At 71.5% G+C, this 18,660-nt stretch carries 20 protein-coding genes; 11 read left to right on the plus strand and 9 right to left on the minus strand.

Translation table 11 applies throughout. From position 1 onward, the window contains the following. Positions 1-3 precede the first annotated feature (3 nt). Positions 4-777 (plus strand): SRPBCC family protein, encoded by a 774-nt coding sequence (locus N542_RS0115705; protein WP_028644744.1) that lies wholly within the window; start codon positions 4-6, stop codon positions 775-777. A gap of 15 nt (positions 778-792) precedes the next feature. Here N542_RS0115705 and N542_RS0115710 read toward each other — a convergent pair whose 3' ends face one another. Next, positions 793-2,118 (minus strand): MFS transporter, encoded by a 1,326-nt coding sequence (locus tag N542_RS0115710; protein ID WP_028644745.1) that lies wholly within the window; start codon positions 2,116-2,118, stop codon positions 793-795. A gap of 81 nt (positions 2,119-2,199) precedes the next feature. Between N542_RS0115710 and N542_RS0115715 the strand changes: the two genes are divergently transcribed. Next, positions 2,200-3,957 carry a DUF2207 domain-containing protein gene (locus N542_RS0115715; RefSeq protein ID WP_036508163.1) on the plus strand — a complete coding sequence of 586 codons (1,758 nt, stop codon included), beginning with the start codon at positions 2,200-2,202 and terminating at the stop codon, positions 3,955-3,957. A 40-nt stretch (positions 3,958-3,997) separates the two neighbouring features. Then, positions 3,998-4,558: a LemA family protein gene (locus tag N542_RS0115720; protein ID WP_028644747.1), complete on the plus strand. Its 561-nt coding sequence runs from the start codon at positions 3,998-4,000 to the stop codon at positions 4,556-4,558. A gap of 48 nt (positions 4,559-4,606) precedes the next feature. On the opposite strand, the gene N542_RS0115725 is transcribed toward N542_RS0115720, so the two are convergent. Beyond that, the gene (locus N542_RS0115725; RefSeq protein ID WP_028644748.1) at positions 4,607-5,464 is read right to left on the minus strand and encodes an aldo/keto reductase; all 858 of its coding nucleotides are present in this window, start codon (positions 5,462-5,464) and stop codon (positions 4,607-4,609) included. Positions 5,465-5,531: 67 nt separating this feature from the next. Between N542_RS0115725 and N542_RS0115730 the strand changes: the two genes are divergently transcribed. Both N542_RS0115730 and N542_RS0115735 read left to right on the plus strand, forming a co-directional pair. Then, positions 5,532-6,488, plus strand: coding sequence for an iron-containing redox enzyme family protein (locus N542_RS0115730; RefSeq protein WP_028644749.1), 957 nt, complete (start codon positions 5,532-5,534; stop codon positions 6,486-6,488). Further along, positions 6,485-6,688, plus strand: a complete 204-nt coding sequence (locus N542_RS0115735) for a CDGSH iron-sulfur domain-containing protein (protein WP_028644750.1) — start codon at positions 6,485-6,487, stop codon at positions 6,686-6,688. The genes N542_RS0115730 and N542_RS0115735 overlap by 4 nt, the downstream gene beginning before the upstream one ends. On the opposite strand, the gene N542_RS0115740 is transcribed toward N542_RS0115735, so the two are convergent. From N542_RS0115740 to N542_RS0115750, 3 genes are all read right to left on the minus strand, one after another. Next, positions 6,685-7,308 carry a methyltransferase gene (locus N542_RS0115740; protein WP_028644751.1) on the minus strand — a complete coding sequence of 208 codons (624 nt, stop codon included), beginning with the start codon at positions 7,306-7,308 and terminating at the stop codon, positions 6,685-6,687. The genes N542_RS0115735 and N542_RS0115740 overlap by 4 nt on opposite strands. A 789-nt stretch (positions 7,309-8,097) precedes the next feature. Further along, positions 8,098-8,712, minus strand: coding sequence for an alpha-ketoglutarate-dependent dioxygenase AlkB (locus N542_RS0115745; RefSeq protein WP_028644752.1), 615 nt, complete (start codon positions 8,710-8,712; stop codon positions 8,098-8,100). 31 nt (positions 8,713-8,743) lie between these two features. Beyond that, complete coding sequence (locus N542_RS0115750) at positions 8,744-9,184, minus strand: SRPBCC family protein (RefSeq protein WP_051551880.1); 441 nt, start codon at positions 9,182-9,184, stop codon at positions 8,744-8,746. A gap of 138 nt (positions 9,185-9,322) precedes the next feature. Here N542_RS0115750 and N542_RS0115755 point away from each other — a divergent pair, with 138 nt between their 5' ends. The 3 genes from N542_RS0115755 (at position 9,323) to N542_RS0115765 (ending at position 13,441) form a co-directional block, all read left to right on the plus strand. Then, entirely contained in the window at positions 9,323-10,078 is a 756-nt protein-coding gene (locus N542_RS0115755) for an ABC transporter ATP-binding protein (protein WP_028644754.1), read from the plus strand. Continuing rightward, the gene (locus N542_RS0115760) at positions 10,075-12,636 is read left to right on the plus strand and encodes an ABC transporter permease (RefSeq protein ID WP_028644755.1); all 2,562 of its coding nucleotides are present in this window, start codon (positions 10,075-10,077) and stop codon (positions 12,634-12,636) included. Before N542_RS0115755 ends, N542_RS0115760 begins: the two co-directional genes overlap by 4 nt. A gap of 85 nt (positions 12,637-12,721) precedes the next feature. Continuing rightward, positions 12,722-13,441 (plus strand): GntR family transcriptional regulator, encoded by a 720-nt coding sequence (locus N542_RS0115765; protein ID WP_051551881.1) that lies wholly within the window; start codon positions 12,722-12,724, stop codon positions 13,439-13,441. On the opposite strand, the gene N542_RS0115770 is transcribed toward N542_RS0115765, so the two are convergent. Then, on the minus strand, positions 13,438-13,782 hold the full coding sequence (locus tag N542_RS0115770; RefSeq protein ID WP_028644757.1) for a hypothetical protein: 345 nt from the start codon (positions 13,780-13,782) through the stop codon (positions 13,438-13,440). The two genes, N542_RS0115765 and N542_RS0115770, sit on opposite strands and share 4 nt — an antisense overlap. 157 nt (positions 13,783-13,939) lie before the next feature. On the opposite strand from N542_RS0115770, the gene N542_RS0115775 reads away from it, so the two are divergent. Then, positions 13,940-14,656, plus strand: a complete 717-nt coding sequence (locus N542_RS0115775; protein ID WP_028644758.1) for a copper homeostasis protein CutC — start codon at positions 13,940-13,942, stop codon at positions 14,654-14,656. A gap of 10 nt (positions 14,657-14,666) precedes the next feature. Continuing rightward, entirely contained in the window at positions 14,667-14,933 is a 267-nt protein-coding gene (locus N542_RS0115780) for a DUF4031 domain-containing protein (RefSeq protein ID WP_028644759.1), read from the plus strand. Between the two features lie 45 nt (positions 14,934-14,978). Here the strand turns inward: N542_RS0115780 and N542_RS25140 are convergent, their stop codons facing one another. Beyond that, positions 14,979-16,274 carry an 8-oxoguanine deaminase gene (locus tag N542_RS25140; protein WP_036508166.1) on the minus strand — a complete coding sequence of 432 codons (1,296 nt, stop codon included), beginning with the start codon at positions 16,272-16,274 and terminating at the stop codon, positions 14,979-14,981. A 36-nt stretch (positions 16,275-16,310) separates the two neighbouring features. Beyond that, positions 16,311-16,910, minus strand: coding sequence for a hypothetical protein (locus N542_RS0115790; RefSeq protein WP_036508373.1), 600 nt, complete (start codon positions 16,908-16,910; stop codon positions 16,311-16,313). A gap of 92 nt (positions 16,911-17,002) precedes the next feature. Here N542_RS0115790 and N542_RS0115795 point away from each other — a divergent pair, with 92 nt between their 5' ends. Then, positions 17,003-17,377, plus strand: coding sequence for a nuclear transport factor 2 family protein (locus N542_RS0115795; protein ID WP_028644761.1), 375 nt, complete (start codon positions 17,003-17,005; stop codon positions 17,375-17,377). 1 nt (position 17,378) lies between these two features. Here the strand turns inward: N542_RS0115795 and N542_RS0115800 are convergent, their stop codons facing one another. Beyond that, on the minus strand, positions 17,379-18,620 hold the full coding sequence (locus N542_RS0115800; RefSeq protein WP_028644762.1) for an MSCRAMM family protein: 1,242 nt from the start codon (positions 18,618-18,620) through the stop codon (positions 17,379-17,381). Positions 18,621-18,660: the final 40 nt, after the last annotated feature.

Raw genomic sequence — 18,660 nt, forward strand, 5'->3', positions numbered from 1 at the left:
CCTGTGGACCTGACTCACCGCTTCACCGTCCCCACCTCGGTCGAGGAGACCTGGGCGCACTTCCAGGACATCGCGTCCGTGGCGGAGTGCTTCCCGGGTGCGACCGTGAGCTCGGCCGACGGTGACACCTTCGCCGGCTCGGTGAAGGTCAAGCTCGGGCCGATCGCCCTGGTCTACAACGGATCCGGCACCTTCGTGGAGAAGGACGAGGCGGCGCACCGCTTCCTCGTCGATGCCAAGGGTCGCGACAAGCGCGGCAACGGCACGGCGGGGGCGAAGGTCACGCTGACCATGACCGACGCCGCGGCCGGAGGCACCGACGTCGAGGTCGTCACCGACCTGGCGATCACCGGGAAGCCCGCTCAGTTCGGCCGCGGGGTCATGCAGGACGTCTCGGACAAGCTGCTCGGGCAGTTCGTGGAGTGCCTCGAGCAGCGTCTGAGTGCGGAGCCCACGGGGGCCCCGCAAGCGACGACGCCGACGACCTCGACGCCCCCGACGACCCCCGGGTCCGAGCAGGCGGCGGGGTCGGCACCCGGCGCCGACCCGGTCGCCAGCCTGGTGGAGCCGACCATCGGGGTAGTCCCTGACGATCGCGGGGTCGCACCGGCCGCGGAGGCCCCGAAGCGTCAGGGACTACCCCGCCAACCACCCCACGACGACGCCATCGACCTGGGAGCAGCGGTGATCCCGGTGCTCGCCAAGAGCTACTGGAAGCAGGTCGTCGGCGTGGTGGTCGTCGTCGGCGTCGTCGCCTGGTGGGTCCGCAGACGCTGACGGGCCGGACGCGGGTCAGTCCAGGGCGCTGTCGCGGGTCTTCGGCGTCGGCTCCGGCACGACGTCGGGCTCGCGTACGCCGTTGACGCCCGCAGGCAGCTGGGGCTCGAGGCGCAGGACCGACAGCACACCGAGCAGCACGCAGCCCGCGACCAGGGTGCCGATGTAGACGCTGTCGAGGTGGTGACCGATCAGGAAGCCGGCCACCGGCGGCGCGATGATCTGCGCCAGCTGGAAGGCCGCCGAGCTGGCGGCGTTGTAGCGACCGCGCAGGTGGTCGGGGGCCAGGTCGTTGACCAGCGCCGGGACGGTCGGCTGCAGGAGCGTCTCGCCGAAGGCGAAGACCGAGGCGCACGCCGCGACCAGCATGGTGGCGCCCCAGGTGCCGGACACCAGCCCCGTCGCGCCGAGCAGCAGCCAGGACACCGCCCACACCGCCGCCATCACCGCGATGACCCGGGTGCGTCGACGGCCCTCGATGCGCTGGAGCACCACGAGCTGCAGCAGCACGATCACCAACGTGTTGGCGGCGAAGGCGAAGCCGAGTCCCTGCGTCGAGATCTCCCCGACCGAGCGGGCGTACGCCGGCATGCCGGCGTTGAGCTGCGAGTAGCCGACGTACGACGAGACGAAGCTGATCGCCAGCATCGAGGCGACGGCCGGACGGCGTACGACGTCCAGGTAGCTGACCTTCGCGGGCGGCTCGTCGCCGTGGTGGTCGACCCGACCGGCCACGTGGCGCAGCGGCACGAGCATCAGGAAGAGGGCGGGCAGGTAGCTCAGGGCGTCGCCGAGGTAGATCGCCTGGAACGTCACGACGTGGTCGACCCGCACGACCACGCCCGCCACCAGGCCGCCGATGCCGATGCCGAGGTTGAGCAGCGTGAAGTTGACGCCGAAGTAGCGCTGTCGCAGCTCCGAGGGGATGACCGCGGCGATGAAGGCCTGGAAGCCCGGCCAGGAGACGCCGAAGGCCACCCCGCTCAGCAGCAGCGCGACCGCCGCGGCTGCGGGCGTCGAGGCGAAGGCGAGCACCACGTTGCCGATCACCTGGAGGACGAGCGCGCCGATCAGGATCCGGCGGGCTCCCCACCGGTCGATCGCGGCACCACCCGGCCCGACCACGAGGAAGCCGACCAGCGGGGGCAGGGCGAGCAGGAGCCCGGCGTCGCTGAGCGCGAACCCGCGCACCTCGTGGAGGTAGACGATGTTGAACGGCAGCACGAGTCCGGTGCCGATGAACTCGAACACGACCACGGAGAGCAGGAGCTTGCCCTCGCGTGGCAGGTCGTGCCAGAAGGAGCGGAGCGTGAGAGGACTGGGGCTGGTGGGACTCGACATGTTGCAACGAGTGTTTCAGGCTGCGTGGACAGTCTGCGAATCCTTATTCGCGGACCCTTCGCAGCCCCTAGGCTCCCCACCATGAAGCGTCTGGTGGGCTACACGATCGGCCTGGCCCTGGTGGTCCTGGTGCTTCTCATCCCCGCGGCCATCTACGGCGTCGGGGGCAGCGACGACGGCCCGGCGTCCTCGGACGAGACCACGATCACGTCGTACGTCGGGGACTTCGACGTCGCCGACGACGGCGACCTGAAGGTCGTCGAGAAGCTCACCGTGAACTTCCCGTTCGACGGCAAGCACGGCATCTTCCGGTTCTGGGACACCGAGGACCCGACCGCGCCGGACTCCCGCCGCATCCCGCACGACATCAAGGTCACCATGGACGGTCGTGACGTCGCCGTCGAGCTGTCACGGCAGTCCGGTGGTCGCTACCGCGTCGCGCGGATCGGCGATGCGGACTCGACCGTGGAGCCCGGTGACCACGTCTACCGGATCAGCTACCGGATCGACGGCGTCCTCGAGCCGGGCACCGACGGGTCCCGGACCCAGTTCTACTGGAACCTCATCCCGGCCGGCTGGGCCCAGGCCATCACCGCCGCCGACCTGACCGTCCGGCTGCCGGCCAACGCCCAGGACGTCCAGTGCGCCGTCGGCTCCGACACCAACGGCTGCACCGTCGAGGGCGCCGGGACCACCAAGCTCCACGTCACCGCGGCCAACCTCGCCCCGCGCACGCCCGTGACCCTCAAGACCGGCCTCGACATGGCGACGCCCGCCGCGGGCGGCACCCTCCCGTGGCCGCGCCGCTTCGACGCCGTCTTCGGCCCGACCGTAGCCGGCCTCGGCGCCGTCCTCCTCCTGTCCTTCCTCGTCGCGCTCCTGGGGCTGTACCTCGCCAAGCGCGCGGCCGAGCGGGACCCGCAGTTCCCCCTGATGTACGCGCCACCCGAGGGCGTCGGGCCCGCCCAGGCGGCGTACCTCGTGACGGAGCAGGTCGGCGACGAGCAGTACGTCGCCACCCTGATGTACGCCGCCGAGAAGGGCGCGATCGACCTCGACCGCTCCGACGCGGCGTGGACGATCAAGGACAAGAACGGCGCTGAGGGCTGGGCCGGTCTCGACCCCGTCACCTCCGGCGTCGCGCACCTGCTCGGCGGACCGGGCACGTCGTTCGTGGCCGCACCCAAGGACGTCGAGGCCGGCAAGCGCCTCAAGAGCGAGATGTCGACCTTCGAGTCCAGCACGAAGTCGTGGGCGTCCTCCGCCGGGCTGATGACCACCAGCGGTCTGGGCGGATTCGGCCCGATCGTGATCGGCGCGTGCTTCATCGGCGTCATCGCGATCGCGATCTGGAACCCGCTCGACATGTCCATCGTCGGGCTCGTCCTCGGCGCCTTCGCGATCTTCGCCGCCTCCCTCGCGGCGCCCGGCTCCGGGACCCGGCGCACCAGGACGGGGCGTGACCTGTGGTCGCGCGCCGGCGGGTTCAGGCGGATCCTGTCGACCCCGTCCGCCGTCGACCGCTTCGACTTCTCGGGACGCCAGGAGCTCTACACGGCGTACATCCCCTGGGCGGTCGCCTTCGGGTGCGCCGACGAGTGGGCCGAGAAGTACCGCACCGAGATGGCCACCGAGCCGCCCGTCCCGTCGTACTTCGGCGGGGCGTACGCCGGTGCGTACGCCGGCTCCGCCGTCTCGTCGATGGTCTCCGACTTCAACAGCACCGTCAGCTCCGCCATCTCGTCGTACGAAGCGACCCAAAGCTCCTCCTCGTCCTCCAGCGGCGGCGGGTTCTCGGGTGGCGGCGGAGGCGGCGGTGGTGGCGGCGGCTCCTGGTGACCCCGATACTTTCCAGCACGCCATGAACTGAGGAGTTCACATGCTCATCGCCATCATCGTCATCGTGGTGCTCGTCGCCGTCGTCGGCTTCGTCGTCGTCGGCTTCAACAAGCTGCGCACCACCGACATCGGAGCCCAGGAGGCGCTCGGCGGCATCGACGTCCAGCTGACGCGGCGCGCCGACCTGATCCCCAACCTCGTCGAGACGGTCAAGGGCTACGCCGCGCACGAGAGCGGCGTCTTCGAGGAGGTCACGAAGGCGCGTGCCGCCGTCACCGCCGCCGCGAAGGGCGACGACGTGCCGGCCAAGGCCGCCGCCGACGCCCAGCTGAGCCAGGCCCTGGTCAGGGTCAACGCCGTCGCCGAGGCCTACCCCGACCTCAAGGCGAACACCAACTTCCTCGACCTGCAGCAGCAGCTCGCGGCGACCGAGGACCAGATCTCCTTCGCCCGCCAGTACTACAACGACGCGGTCGCGACGCTCAACAAGCTGACCCAGACCATCCCGTGGATGTTCCTCACCGGCATCGCCAACGTCCACAAGCGCGACTTCTACGAGGCTCCCGCCGGGCAGGACGTCGCGCCGCAGGTCGAGTTCTGAGCCCGCAGGTCTCGAGGCTCGCGACCCGAGCCTCGAGACCACCACACGTCAGCCCAGGGCCGACAGCGCGTCGAACTCCTCGTCGGTCAGCTCGATGCCGGCGGCGGCGGTGTTGGACTCCAGGTGCGCGAGGCTCGACGTGCCCGGGATGGGAAGCACCACCGGTGAGCGACGCAGCAGCCACGCGAGCGCCAGCTGAGACGGCGTCGCGCCGTGGTCGACGGCGGCCTGGGCGAGCGGGCCGTCCTCCTTCGAGAGCTGCCCGGTCGCCAGCGGGAACCACGGGATGAAGCCGATAGCCTCCGCCTCGCAGTAGTCCAGCACGTCCTCGGCGCTGCGGTTGGCGAGGTTGTAGAGGTTCTGCACGGTGGTGATCTCGGCGATCTCGCGCGCCGCCTTGATCTGCTCGACGCTCACCTCGGACAGGCCGATGTGGCGGATCTTCCCCTCGTCCTGCAGCGCCTTGAACTCGCCGACCTGGTCCTCCAGGGGGTACGCCGTGTCGATGCGGTGCAGCTGGTAGAGGTCGATCGTCTCGACGCCGAGGCGGCGCAGGCTCAGCTCGCACTGCTGGCGCAGGTACGGCGGGTAGCCGAGCTGCGTCCAGACGCCGGGTCCCTGCCGGGTCAGGCCCGACTTGGTCGCGATGACCACCTCGTCGGCGTACGGGTGGAGTGCGTCCTTGAGCAGCTGCTCGGCGGTCTCGGGCCCGTAGGAGTCGGCCGTGTCGAAGAAGGTGATCCCGAGCTCGACGGTCCGGCGGAGCACGGCGAGCGCGGCGTCGTGGTCCTTGGCCGGCCCCCACACGCCCTCGCCGGGCAGCTGCATGGTGCCGTAGCCGAGGCGCACGACCGGCAGGTCGCCGCCGATGTCGAAGGTGCCCGAGCTGCTTGCGATGTTGGTCATGCCCCATTCGTACTACCTCGCCCAAGCAGGTGGGAGTGCGTCTCGTCGAGGCGGGTACCTCGCAGGCATGGACCTGCCGACCCCACGCGGAGCCCTGACCGAGACCCTGTTCGGCGCCCTGCGCTCGGGCGACGACTTCTTCGCCGTTCTCTCCTCCCTGCCGGAGGCGACGCCCGACGACGCCGCGCTCGCCCTGTGGACGCTGCACCAGCTGCACTACCGCGACCTGACCGGGGTGCCCGAGGACCTCGAGTGGGACCCGCAGCTGCTCCGCGCGCGTGCCGTCCTCGAGCGCGACCTCGAGCAGCGGCTGCGTGCGCGGTACACCCCGCCGAGCGGCGTCAGCTTCACCGACGACCTCTTCGACTGGGTCGCCGAGCACGACGGCGCGTCGCTCGCGACGCACGTGCACCGCGACGCGACGCGCGAGCAGGTGCTGGAGCTGACCCGGGTCCGCTCGATCTACCACCTCATGGAGTCCGACCCGACCGTGTGGGTGCTGCCGCGGCTCGGCGTACGCGCCAAGGCCGGCCTGATGGAGCTGCTGTACGACGAGTACGGCGCGGGCAACCCGAACCGGCTGCACCACCACCTCTTCGCCCGGGGCATGGAGGCCAGCGGCCTCGACGCGTCGTACGGCACCTACATCGACGAGGCGCCGCTGGAGGTCCTCGAGCAGAACAACGCGATGACCCTCTTCGGGCTCCACCGTCGGCTGCGCGGCGCGGCGCTGGGCCACCTCGCGTCCTTCGAGGCGACCAGCTCGCTGCCGTCGCGCCGGATGGTCCAGGGCCTGGAGCGGCTCGGGCTGCCGCAGGAGCTCGTCGACTACTACGCCGAGCACATCGAGGCGGACGCCGTGCACGAGCAGCTCGCGGTCCACGTGATCTGCCAGGCGCTGCTGGACGAGGACCCCCGGCTCGAGGCCGACCTGTGGTTCGGTGCCTTCACGTGCCTCGACCTCGAGGACCGCTTCGCCCGCTCGATGCTCAGCCGTTGGGAGATCGAGGAGGCCGTGGCATGACGATCGAGCATCCCGAGGCGATCCTCTGTCCCGGCGGCCCGATGCTGCTGCGCGGCAACCACGCCATCGAGGACCCCGACGGGCTGGCGCACGGGACGACGCGCCCGGTCTCGGCGGTCTGCCGCTGCTTGAAGTCGGCGTCGCTGCCGTGGTGCGACGGCACCCACAAGGTGCTGCCGGCCGAGCTGCGACCGAGCTAGAGCCGGTCGATCCGCACCAGGACGCCGCGCTCGTGCCAGCGGACCTCGGTCACGGCGAGGTCGTCGCCGCGCAGGCGCTCGCGCACCGCGTCGACCTGCTCGACGGTGCCGATCTGCAGGAGCAGCGACCCGGCAGGCATCAGGTGCAGCCGGGCCGTGTCGATGCAGTCCCAGGCGATGTCCATGCCGTCGTCGCCGCCGTCGATCGCCAGGAGCGGGTCCTCGGGGTAGCGGCCGGTCTCGGTGCGTCGTACCCACGGCGGGTCGGCGATCACCACCGCGAACCGCTCGCGGTCGCGCACCATCTCGTCGATCCGGCCCTCGCGGATCTCGACGCGCTCGGCCACCCCGGCGGCCGCCGCGTTGCGGCGGGCGTAGTCGCACGCGACCGGGTCGAGGTCGACGCAGACCAGCTCGCGGTCGTTGTCGGCGATCGCCAGCAGCCCGATCTGACCGGCGCCGGAGCACAGCTCCAGGACGCGACCCGCAGGTCCGGCCGCCAGGATCTCGGCGGCCCAGTCGGACTGCGCCGCCGTCCACGGCCGCGGCCGCAGGACCCGGTCGTCGAAGGCGATGGTGAGTCGGCCGAACTCCATGGCCTCGGTGCTGACGGTGCTCATGCGGGGGGCGGTACCCCCCCGACGGCCCGGTCACTCCCCCCGCGCGGATGACCCGGTGGTTGAGGTGTGAGGGCCGTTAGGCCCCGAGCCTCGAAACCACCCTGTCTGGCGAGGGTGGTTTCGAGGCTCGCCGCTAGCGCGGCTCGCACCTCAACCACCGTGGGTGGCTCGCTGTCCCGCCACCGGGGGTGGTCCGGTGGTTGAGGTGTGAGGGCCGCCAGGCCCGAGCCTCGAAACCACCCTGACTGGCGATGGTGGTTTCGAGGCTCGCCGCTAGCGCGGCTCGCACCTCAACCACCGTCCGGCTCGCACCTCAACCACCGTCCGGCTCGCACCTCAACCACCGTTGGGTGGCTCGCCGTCCCACCACCGGGGGGGGTCCGGTGGTTGAGGTGTGAGGGCCGCCAGGCCCGAGCCTCGAAACCACGCTGTCTGGCGATGGTGGTTTCGAGGCTCGCCGCTAGCGCGGCTCGCGCCTCAACCACCGTCCGGCTCGCACCTCAACCACCGTCCGGCTCGCACCTCAACCACCGTTGGGTGGCTCGCCGTCCCACCACCGGGGGTGGTCCGGTGGTTGAGGTGTGAGGGCCGCCAGGCCCGAGCCCCGAAACCACCCTGACTGGCGATGGTGGTTTCGAGGCTCGCCGCTAGCGCGGCTCGCGCCTCAACCACCGTCCGGCTCGCACCTCAACCACTGTCCGGCTCGCGCCTCAACCACTGTCCGGCTCGCGCCTCAACCACCGTCCGGCTCGCAGCTCGACCACCGTCGAGGCGTGCCTCGGGCTCGGGTCAGAAGACGTTCAGGGGCCGGAACTGCACGGAGACCCGTGGACCGGCGTGCGCCACCTTGGGTACGGCGTGCTCCCACGTGCGCTGGCACGAGCCGCCCATCACGAGGAGGTCGCCGTGGCTCATCTCCAGCGAGATCGAGGCACCGCCCACCCGCGGCCGCAGCGCGAGCCGACGCGGGTCGCCGAGGGACACGATCGCGACCATCGTGTCGTGGGTCTTGCCGCGCCCGATGGTGTCGCCGTGCCACGCCACGCTGTCGCGCCCATCGCGGTAGTAGCAGCAGCCGGCCGTCACGAACGGCTCACCGAGCTCGGGGCGGTAGTACGCCGACAGCGCGCCGCGCGCCCGGGCGAGCGCCGGGTGGGGGAGCGGCTCGCCGACGCCGTACGTGTGCAGCAGCCGGGGTACGGCGACCTCGCGGTCGTACATCTGCCGTCGCTCCGCACGCCACGGCACGTCACGCACCATCGACGCGAAGACCTCGTCGGCCTCCGGCAGCCAGGCCGGGACCACGTCGACCCAGGCGCCCCGGGTCAGCTCACGTCGTACGACGCCCTCGAAGGTCGGCGCCTCGACGGTCGGCGCCCCGAACAGCGAACCCTGGAAGTCCATGCCCCCAGGCTAGTCGAACACGTGTTCGATGTCAGGCCCGTTCGGCCAGTGTCCTTCGGAGCTGCTCGACCGTCTCGTCGGCGACCTTGTCGAGCTTGCCGCGCAGCACCAGCGGCGCCACCAGGTTGAGCAGCCGGCCGAAGTCGAAGTCGGCCCGGTAGTGCACCTCGGTGCTCGCACCGCCGGCGGCCGGGGTGAAGGTCATCGTGTCGGTGGCCGTGGCCGTCTTGTTGCGCCCGCGGAACTGCAGCCTCATCGGCCGCTCGAAGACGATCGTCTCGTACTCCAACGAGGTCCGCCGGCCCAGGAACTCCGAGGTGTTCGCGTACGTCGTGCCGACCCCGCCGTCACCGCCGGTCCGGGACGTCTCGACGGTCCCCGGGTCCCACTCGTTGGTGTGGGTGAAGTCGCCCAGGTAGTCGAAGACGGACTCGATCGGGCGAGGGACGGTCAGCGTGCGCTCGACGTGCATGATCCGACCCTACGGAGCCGCTCCACATCGCGATGCCGACGGCGAACGCTGCGACCAGGACCCGTACCCGGGCGATCTCATGGTCATCCCAGGGTGATTCCGGTGGCGCTGCCGGCCCGGGCGCGCCAGGGTTGAGCCATGACCGAGGCCGCCCCCACCTCGCCGCCTGCGGCGCGGGTCCGCAACCTGACCAAGACGTACGGCGCCGGCGCGGCGCAGGTCCGCGCCCTCGACGACGTGACCCTCGACATCGCGGCGGGTGAGTTCACCGCCGTGATGGGTCCCAGCGGCTCGGGCAAGTCCACGTTGATGCACTGCTGCGCGGCCCTCGACACGGCCGACTCCGGCTCCGTCTACATCGGAGAGCAGGATCTGACCACGCTCAAGGACAAGGCCCTCACCCGGCTGCGCCGCGACGAGATCGGCTTCGTCTTCCAGTCCTTCAACCTGGTGCCGACGCTGTCCGCGGAGGAGAACATCACCCTTCCGATGTCGATCGCCGGCCGCAAGCCCGACCGGGCCTGGTACGACTCCGTCATCGCCACCGTCGGCCTCGGTGGCCGGCTCAAGCACAAGCCCAACGAGCTCTCCGGTGGCCAGCAGCAGCGGGTCGCGGTGGCCCGGGCGCTCGCCAGCCGACCGCGGATCGTCTTCGCCGACGAGCCGACCGGCAACCTCGACTCACGCTCGGGCGCCGAGGTGCTCGAGCTGCTGCGTCGCAGCGCCGACGAGCACGGGCAGACGGTCGTGATGGTCACCCACGACCCGGTCGCGGCGGCGTACACCGACCGCGTGGTCTTCCTGGCCGACGGCCGCGTCGTCGACGAGCTGCGCGCCCCGACGCGCGAGCAGGTCCTCGACGTCATGAACCGGATGGCCGAGCCGACCCCATGATCCGGGCCGCCATCAAGAGCCTCCTCGGGCGCAAGGTGCGCCTGCTGCTGAGCACCTTCGCCATCGTGCTCGGCGTCGCGTTCGTCGCGGGCTCGTTGATCTTCTCCGACACCCTGAGCCGCAGCTTCACCGCGCTCTTCGCGTCCACCGTCGGCGACGTGGTGGTGCGCCCCGAGGGCGGCACGACCGCCGATGGCGCACCCTCGACGGTCACCCTCCCGGGCAGCCTCGTCGAGCAGCTCCGCGACACTCCCGGCGCCGCCCGCGTCGACGGCAACGTCAGCGCGATCGGCGTCTTCGTGGTGAGCAGGACCGGCAAGGTCGTCAGCGGCTTCGGGCCTCCCGCGATCGGCAGCAACTGGTCCGACGCTCCCGCCGGGCACGGCCTCGAGGGCCTGCGCATCGTGCAGGGCAAGGAGCCGCACGGTGCCGACGAGGTCGTCCTGGACGAGCGCACGGCCGAGCGGGCGGGCTACGTCGTCGGCGACAAGGTCACCATCATCCCGTCGACCATGCTCGCCGATCCGAAGAGCGGCGCGCCGGTCGCGCCGACCCGGATCCAGCCCGAGCTCGTCGGCATCGCCGGCTTCCCCAACGGTGGCTCACTCAACGGCGCGACGTACGCCGCCTTCGACACCCCGACCGCCCAGGAGCTCTTCCTCGGCGGCCAGGACGTCTACACCGACATCTGGGTGACGGCGGACGACGGGGTCTCCCAGGAGCAGCTGCGCGACGCGGTGCGGCCGGACCTGCCCGACAAGGTCGAGGCGGTCACCGGTGACGACGCGGCCGACGAGTCGGCCTCCGACCTGGTCGACGCCATCTCCTTCCTGACGACCTTTTTGCTGATCTTCGCCGGCATCTCCCTGGTCGTCGGCGCCTTCCTGATCGTCAACACCTTCTCGATCCTGGTCGCCCAGCGCAGCCGCGAGCTGGCCCTGCTGCGCGCCCTCGGCGCCTCCAAGCGCCAGGTGATGTGGTCGGTGCAGCTCGAGGCGTTCGTCCTCGGCGTCCTCGGCGCGACCATCGGCCTCGGCCTGGGCGTCCTGCTGGCGATGGGCATCCGAGCGCTCTTCGCCAACTTCGGCCTCGACCTCTCCGGCCAGCCGCTGATCTTCGCGCCACGCACCTTCATCGCGTCGTACGCCGTGGGGATCCTGGTCACCATGGCCGCGGCCTGGCTGCCGGCACGGCGGACCGGGCGGATCTCGCCGGTCCAGGCGATGCGGGACGACATCGCCCTGCCGGAGTCGTCGCTGCGGCGTCGGTTCGTGTGGGGGCTCGCGCTGACGGTGGCCGGCCTGGTGGTGCTGGCGCTCGGCCTCTTCGTCGACCTCCCGCACAGCGGCTGGCAGGTCGGCGGCGGCGTGCTCGCGATCCTGCTCGGCGTCGCGGCGATGAGCCCGGTGATCAGCAAGCCGTTCCTGGCGCTGGCCCGCTCGGCGTACGCCCAGGTGTTCGGCAGCGTCGGCAACCTCGCCGGCCAGAACTCGCTGCGCAACCCGCGTCGTACGACGGCGACCGCCTCGGCGCTGATGATCGGCCTGGCGCTCGCCTGCACGATGGCGATCGTCGGCGACTCCGCGAAGGCGAGCATCGACCAGTCCGTCTCGCAGAACTTCGTCGGCGACTTCGTCGTCAGCAACGTGATCGGGACCGGCTTCTCGCCCGCGATCGGCGAGCAGATGTCGAAGGTCGACGGTGTCGACCAGGTGGTGCGCGAGCGGTTCGGCAACGCGGAGCGCAAGGGCGACAATCAGTTCGTGGCCGCGGTCGACCCCGCCTACGTCGACGCGCTCGAGCTCGACCTCGACACGTCCGGCGCGCCGGGCGGCGGTGCGGTGCTGCTGCAGCGCAGCTGGGCCGACGACCACGACCTCGCGACCGGTGACGACGTGACCCTCGACATGCCGGTCGGCTCTCGCACGTACTCCGTCAGCGGCGTCTTCGAGGACAACCCGGTGGTGGCCGCCCCGATCGTGCTGAGCCTCGACGACTTCGCGGAGGCGGGCTTCCCCGCGAGCGACAACGTGCTGATCCTCTTCACCGACGACTCCGCGGGCATCCAGGACCGCCTGGACGCCGTCGTCGCGGACCTCCCGGTCGTCACCGTCAAGGACCAGACGGCCTTCGCGAAGGAGCAGCGCGAGCCCATCGACCAGTTCGTGCTGATGATCTTCGCGCTGCTCGGCCTGGCGCTGGTCATCGCCGTCCTCGGGATCGTCAACACGCTGGCCCTGTCGGTGATCGAGCGGACCCGGGAGGTCGGGCTGCTGCGCGCGATCGGGCTGAGCCGCGCCCAGCTGCGGCTGATGATCACCCTGGAGTCGGTGGTGATCGCGGTCCTCGGCGCGGTGCTGGGCGTCGTGCTCGGCCTCGGTTTCGGCGTCGCGCTGATGTACGCCGTCCGCGACCAGGGCCTCGAGGTGATCAGCGTCCCGGTGGGGCAGCTCGCCGTGTTCCTGGTGCTGTCGGTGGTGATCGGCGTGCTGGCGGCGGTCCTCCCGGCACGACGCGCGGCGCGTCTCGACGTGCTCCGCGCAATTGCGACGGACTAGGGCCGTAATTGAGCCCGTCCTCCGGGCCGCGCCGGTTAGTGCCGATCGCGGGACGGGGAGCCTCTTCACTGCCTACAGTTCAGCCGTGGACGAGTTGCTGGAGACCGATGGACGGGCTCTCAAGCACGTCCAGGTGCGTGAGTACGTGCGCACGCTCGTCACGGGGGCGGCACCCGGATCACCGGCTCCGTCCGAGCGCGAGCTCGTGCATCGCTTCGGCGTCGCCCGCATGACCGTACGACAGGCCATGGACGCCCTGGTGGTCGAGGGACTGCTCGAGCGCATCCCCGGACGCGGCACGTTCGTGGCCCGCCCGCGTCGTACGGCGAGCCGGCTGACCAGCTACACCGAGGAGATGGCGCGTCGGGGACTGCTGGCCGAGTCGCAGACCATCCTCGCGCGGCGCGAGCAGGCCGGGCCCGGCGTGGCCCGCGCTCTCAACGTCAGTGAGGGCGACGCCGTGATCCACTGGCGCCGGCTGCGACGGGCCGACGCGCAGCCGATGTGCATCGAGGACGCCTACCTCAACGAGGTGCTGATCCCCGGCTTCCTGCAGAGCGGCATGCCGACCAGCCTGTACGACGCCCTCGAGAACCGCGGGCTGCGTCCGACCTGGGCCGAGGACTCGATCAACGCCGACGTCGCCAGCGACGAGGAGGCCGAGCTCCTCGAGATCGAGACCGGTGCCTCGGTGCTGCGGCACTCGCGACGCGCGTCGTTGAGCGACAAGGTCATCGAGGTCTCGCGCACGGTCTACCGCGCCGACCGCTTCACCATGTGGCTGCAGGTCGGGTCGGAGAGCTAGAGCCCCCCGAGCGGCGCGACCACGTCGCCGCTCTCCTCGCAGACCCAGACCGGATCCGGTCCGCCGAGGTCGGGCTGGATGTAGAGCACGTGCACCGGCGCATCGTCGCTGCACTCGCGGCACACCGGCCAGCGACCGATCTGCTCGAAGAGCGCGTCCTGCACGTCCTGGGCGACCAGGCCGGCGACGTACTGCGCCCCCTCCGGCCACTGCTCGGCCCACCACTTGCGCTGCTCGACCGCATCCTCGAGAGCCGAGACGGCGTCCGCGGTCGCATGGTTGCGAGCCGCCAGGTCTGCCAGGACCCGGGCTCGCGCATCGAACAGCAGCGCGTTGTCCATCACTCCATCATGCACCGGGCCTCCACATCCCCTCCACGGCGTCGGTAGGTCGAGTCCACGCTGGCTCGACGCCGTCGCAGCGCTGCCGAGGCGCTGTCGAGGCGGTCCCCGAGCGCGGCTCCGCCGTCCGGCGTACGCCGCGCCCTACAGTGGCGGCATGGGCGACGGCCTCCTGGAGGTGACCGTCCTCGACCCGCGCGACGTCCCCGGCGCGGAGGAGGGCGGCGCGGACCGTCTGCACCTGGCCGCGGCGGGTGCAGACGTAGCGCTGTCCCCGGAGCCGTCCGTCGTCACCGCCGTCTGCCGCGAGACGTCGCTCCCGGTGTTCGTGCTGCTGCGGCTCAACGACTCCTGGACGACGACCGGTGGCGAGCTGACCCGGCTGGTCGGGCTGGCCGAGGACTACCTGGCGCGCGGCGCGAGCGGCGTCGGCTTCGGGTTCCTCGACGCCGACCTCGAGGTCGACACCCAGGTCTGCACGCACCTGGCCTCGGCGCTGCCCGGCGTGCCGTGGGTCTTCGGCCGGGCGATCGACGACACCCTCGACCCGCGACGCTCCTGGCGCCGGCTGCTCGACCTGCCGGGGCTCGCTGCCGTCCGCTCCGCCGGCTCGCCGCGTGGTCTCGGCGTCGGCTTCGACGACCTCATCGAGACCGCAGCCGATCCCCTCGTCGCCCGGACGCTGATGCCCGGCGGCGGTCTGCTCGCCGAGCAGGTGCCGTGGTTCGCGCGCGCCGACGTCAGCCAGTTCCACCTCGGTCGCCAGGTGCGTCCGGGTGGCTCCGCCAAGGCGTACGTCGACGCGGGGCTGGTCCGGTCCTGGCGGCTGCTCGTCGACGACGCGATGGAGCGGGCCGTCCGCTCCGCGGGGTGAGCACTCCTCGATGATCCTGATCGACCCGCCCAACGCGGCCGGGCACGGACGCCTGTGGTCGCACCTCGCCAGCGACGAGTCCTACGAGGAGCTGCACGTCTTCGCCGCGAGCGTCGGCATCCCGGCTCGAGGCTTCGACCGCGACCACTACGACGTGCCGTCCGAGTGGTACGACGAGATGCTGGCCGCCGGCGCCGTACCCATCTCCTCCCGGGATCTCGTCGCCCGCCTCAACGCGGTGGGCCTGCGGCGGCGCAAGGGCCGCCCGGCGGGATAGCCGCGGACGACCCGGCCCTGGCTGTGTCCGTGGCTGTGCCCGTGGCTATGGCCGTGGCCACAACCGCTGCGCCCGGCGAGCCAGGTCCCGGCGCAGCTCGGTGAGGTCGGCCCCGACCAGGTGCCCGTCGCGCACGACGTGCTCGCCCCCGACGAGCACGTGCCGCGCCGAGCGCTCGGGTCCGAGGACCAGGGCCGCGAGCGGGTCGAGCACGTCGGCGACGTCGTCGCCGGGCCAGACGACGATGTCCGCCCTGAGCCCGGGAGCCAGCGAGCCGATGTCCGAGCGGCCCAGGCACGCGGCCCCGCCGGTCGTGGCCAGCGCCAAGGCGTCGGCAGGTGAGAACGCGCCCGGATCCAGATCGCGCTGGCGTGCGAGGTAGAGCGCCTGTCGCAGCTCGGGCTGCAGCGTGCCGACCTCGTTGGACGCGACGCCGTCGACGCCGAGCCCGACGGGTGCGCCGGCCGCCACGAGGTCGCGGACCCGGGCGGTGCCGGATCCCAGCCGGCAGTTGGACGACGGGCAGTGGGCGATGCCGGTGCGCGTCGCCCCCAGGCGCAGCACCTCGGCGTCGGAGAAGTGGATGCCGTGCGCGACCCACACGTCCGGCGCGATCCAGCCGAGCTCGTCAAGCAGCTCCATCGGCCGACGCCCGAAGCGCGCGATGCTGTCACGCTCCTCGTCGAGCGTCTCGGCCAGGTGGGTGTGCAGCCGCAGCCCCAGGGACCGCGCCAGCGCCGCCGACTCCGTCATCAGCCGCGTGGTGACGCTGAACGGGCTGCACGGCGCCACCGTCACCACGACGCGGTCACCGTCGTGCAGCCGGTCGTGGACGGCGACGGTCGAGGCGAGGATCGAGTCGACGTCCTCGACGACCGAGTCCGGAGGCAGCCCGCCGTCGCTCTCGCCGAGGTCCATCGATCCGCGCGCGAGGTGGACGCGTACGCCGATCCGCCGCGCCGCCGCCGCGATGGCGTCGAACACCGAGTCGTCGCCGCCCGGCACCAGGTAGTGGTGGTCGGCCGCCGTGGTGCAGCCCGACAGCGCCAGCTCCGCGAGCGCCACGGCGCTGGCCGCCTCGACGTCCTCCGGGCTCAGCCGCGCCCACACCGGGTAGAGCGTCGTCAGCCAGCCGAACAGCCCCTGGTCGACGGCCCAGCCCCGCGTCAGCCACTGGTAGAAGTGGTGGTGGGTGTTGATGAGGCCGGCCGTCAGGATGTCGCCGGAGCAGTCCACGACCTCGTCGCCGTCCAGCGGCGGCACCTCGCCGACGGCCACGACCAGGCCGTCCCGGATCGCCACGTCGCCCGGCCATCGCGCGCCCCTGAAGACAGTCCTCATGGGGCCGGACGCTAGCGCCCGGCCGTGACGCCGGCGTTACGGCGCGAGCGTCTCCAGCTCCCGCTGGACGTTGGCCCGGGCCGCGTCCTCCCAGGTCTCGCGGGCGTACGCCGTGTGGAAGAGATGAGGCTTCGCCAGCAGCTCGCGCAGGATCGCGCTGCGTCCGGCCGCGAAGGCCTCGTCGGGCACGTGGGCGTACTCCTCGCGGACGGCGGCGACGTACTCGGCGTACCGCTGCGCCGGTGCGGCCAGGATCGCCAGGTCGGCGTCGGACAGGGCGCAGCCGTTGGCGTCGTCGTCGGTGGGCTGGTGGTGCTCGGTGAGCAGCACCAGCCGGACGACCTCGTCGACGACCGCCGGGTCGACCAGGGGCGGCAGCGCCTCGGCGGCCCAGGCGGCCGAGCGCCGCTCCGCGTCGGGCTGGGCGTCGTACACGCTGTCGTGGAACCACGCGGCCAGCAGCACGGCCATCCGGTCGAACTCCACGCCCTGGCCGGAGAGCTCGTGCACCCGCTCGAGGACCTCGGCGAGGTGCTGGCCGTCGTGGTAGCGGCGGTCCGGGTGGTCGTACGACGCGATGAGCTGGGCGCCCAGGGGGCGGGCTCCCGGCAGCGGCCAGGCGAGCAGGAGGTCCACGTCGCCCATTCAAGACGTCGGAGGCCGCGCGCGCTACGGTGACCGACACAAGAACGGCACAAGAACCTGTTCTAGCGCGACGAGGAGATCAGATGGCAGCCAGCTCGGACCGCATCCGCCAGGTCGTCGACGACTACGTGCGGCTGGTGGGCTCCGGCACGGCCGACGAGATCGTCGCGCTGTACGCCGAGGACGCCACCGTCGAGGACCCGGTCGGGACCGACGTCCGCACCGGGCACGCCTCGATCAGGGAGTTCTACGCCGGCCTCGAGGGGCTCCAGCAGGAGACCCGCGTGATCGCCGCGCGGATCGCCGGCGGCGAGGCGAGCTTCCTCTTCGAGATCATCACGCGGGCCGGCGAGAAGACGTACACGCTGTCGCCGATCGACGCGATGACCTTCGACGAGGACGGCCTGATCACCACGATGCGCGCCTACTGGGGCGACGCCGACATGGTGGTCAGCTGACTCAGGGTCCGCAGACCTCGGCGCTGTCCTGCTGGCTCGCGGCGAGGTGGGGCAGTGCGACCTTCCCGATCGTGGTGTTGCGACCGGTGTGGACCACGAAGGTCGGCGACTTCTTCTTGCCGTACTTGCAGTAGTGCGTGCCCTTGCCGAGGTAGGCCGAGTACTGGCCGGGCTGGGCGACGACCGTCATCCCGTTCTGCGTGGTCAGCTGGCCGCCGAAGGAGAAGACGCCCCTGCTGTTGGTGGTGGCCGTGCCGAGCTTGGCCCCGGCCTTGTCGAAGAGCAGGACCTGGGCGCCGGAGAGCGGGTACGACGGGTCCTTCGCGTCGACCACGGTGCCCGACACGGTCGCGCCGCGCTTGGTGAGGCGGTAGCTGCCGAACGCGACCCGGCCGCCCTTGACCGTGCCGCCCCTGACCTTGCCGGTCGCGGGCAGGTAGTTGCCGACGCCCGGGACGACGATCTTGTACTTGCCCGGGTAGAGACCGGAGAACGACGCCGAGCCGTGGCGCACCTTGGCGCTCCAGAACTGGCCGTTGGAGCGGCTCACGACCGTCACCGTGGGCGTGCCGGTGGCGGGGTTGGGGCCGGCGTACACGTCGACCAGCAGGCGACCGGCCTTGCGGTTGAGGTGGATGCTGACGTTCTTGGCCTGGCCCGACTTCATCCTGGGCACCCACAGGCTCTTGGCGACGTAGCGCTTCTTGCGGTCGTAGGTGAAGACGGAGTAGCTGCCGGCCGGCAGGCCGCCCAGCGCGAACTGGCCCTTGCTGTTGGCCTTGACCTCGAAGGACTGCTCCGAGGTGTTGGCTGCCACGACCTTGGCGCCCCGGGCGACCTTGCCGCCGGCCTTGACCGTGCCGGTGACCGCGGCGCCGCGACGCATGTGGACGTTCCTGGTCTTCGTGCCCCCGGCGCCGATGGTGACCTTGATGTCCTTGGGCGCGGCCTTGGTGACGTCGTACGCCGGGCGCTGGTCGACGAACTGGATCCGGTAGGTGCCGGGCTTCAGGCGCAGCGTGTAGATGCCGTCATGGACGGTGCGCCTGCCGAGGTAGGTCCAGTCCTTGGTGAACCACAGCATCGTCACCTTGCTGATGCCGCCGCCGTAGACGGCGCCACGCACGCGACCGGTGCCCGAGGCCGCCTCGGCGCCACCCGCCGGCGCCACGAGGAGCAGCAGGGAGCCGACCATCGCGAGGACGGCGAGGAGGGCGGTGCGGGAACGACCGGAGGTGAACATGCGTCCAGCCTAGGTCCAGCCCCTCTAGACCACCCAAAGA

The sequence above is a fragment of the Nocardioides sp. URHA0020 genome, assembly GCF_000620705.1.
In the GTDB taxonomy this organism is placed as follows: Bacteria; Actinomycetota; Actinomycetes; order Propionibacteriales; family Nocardioidaceae; genus Nocardioides.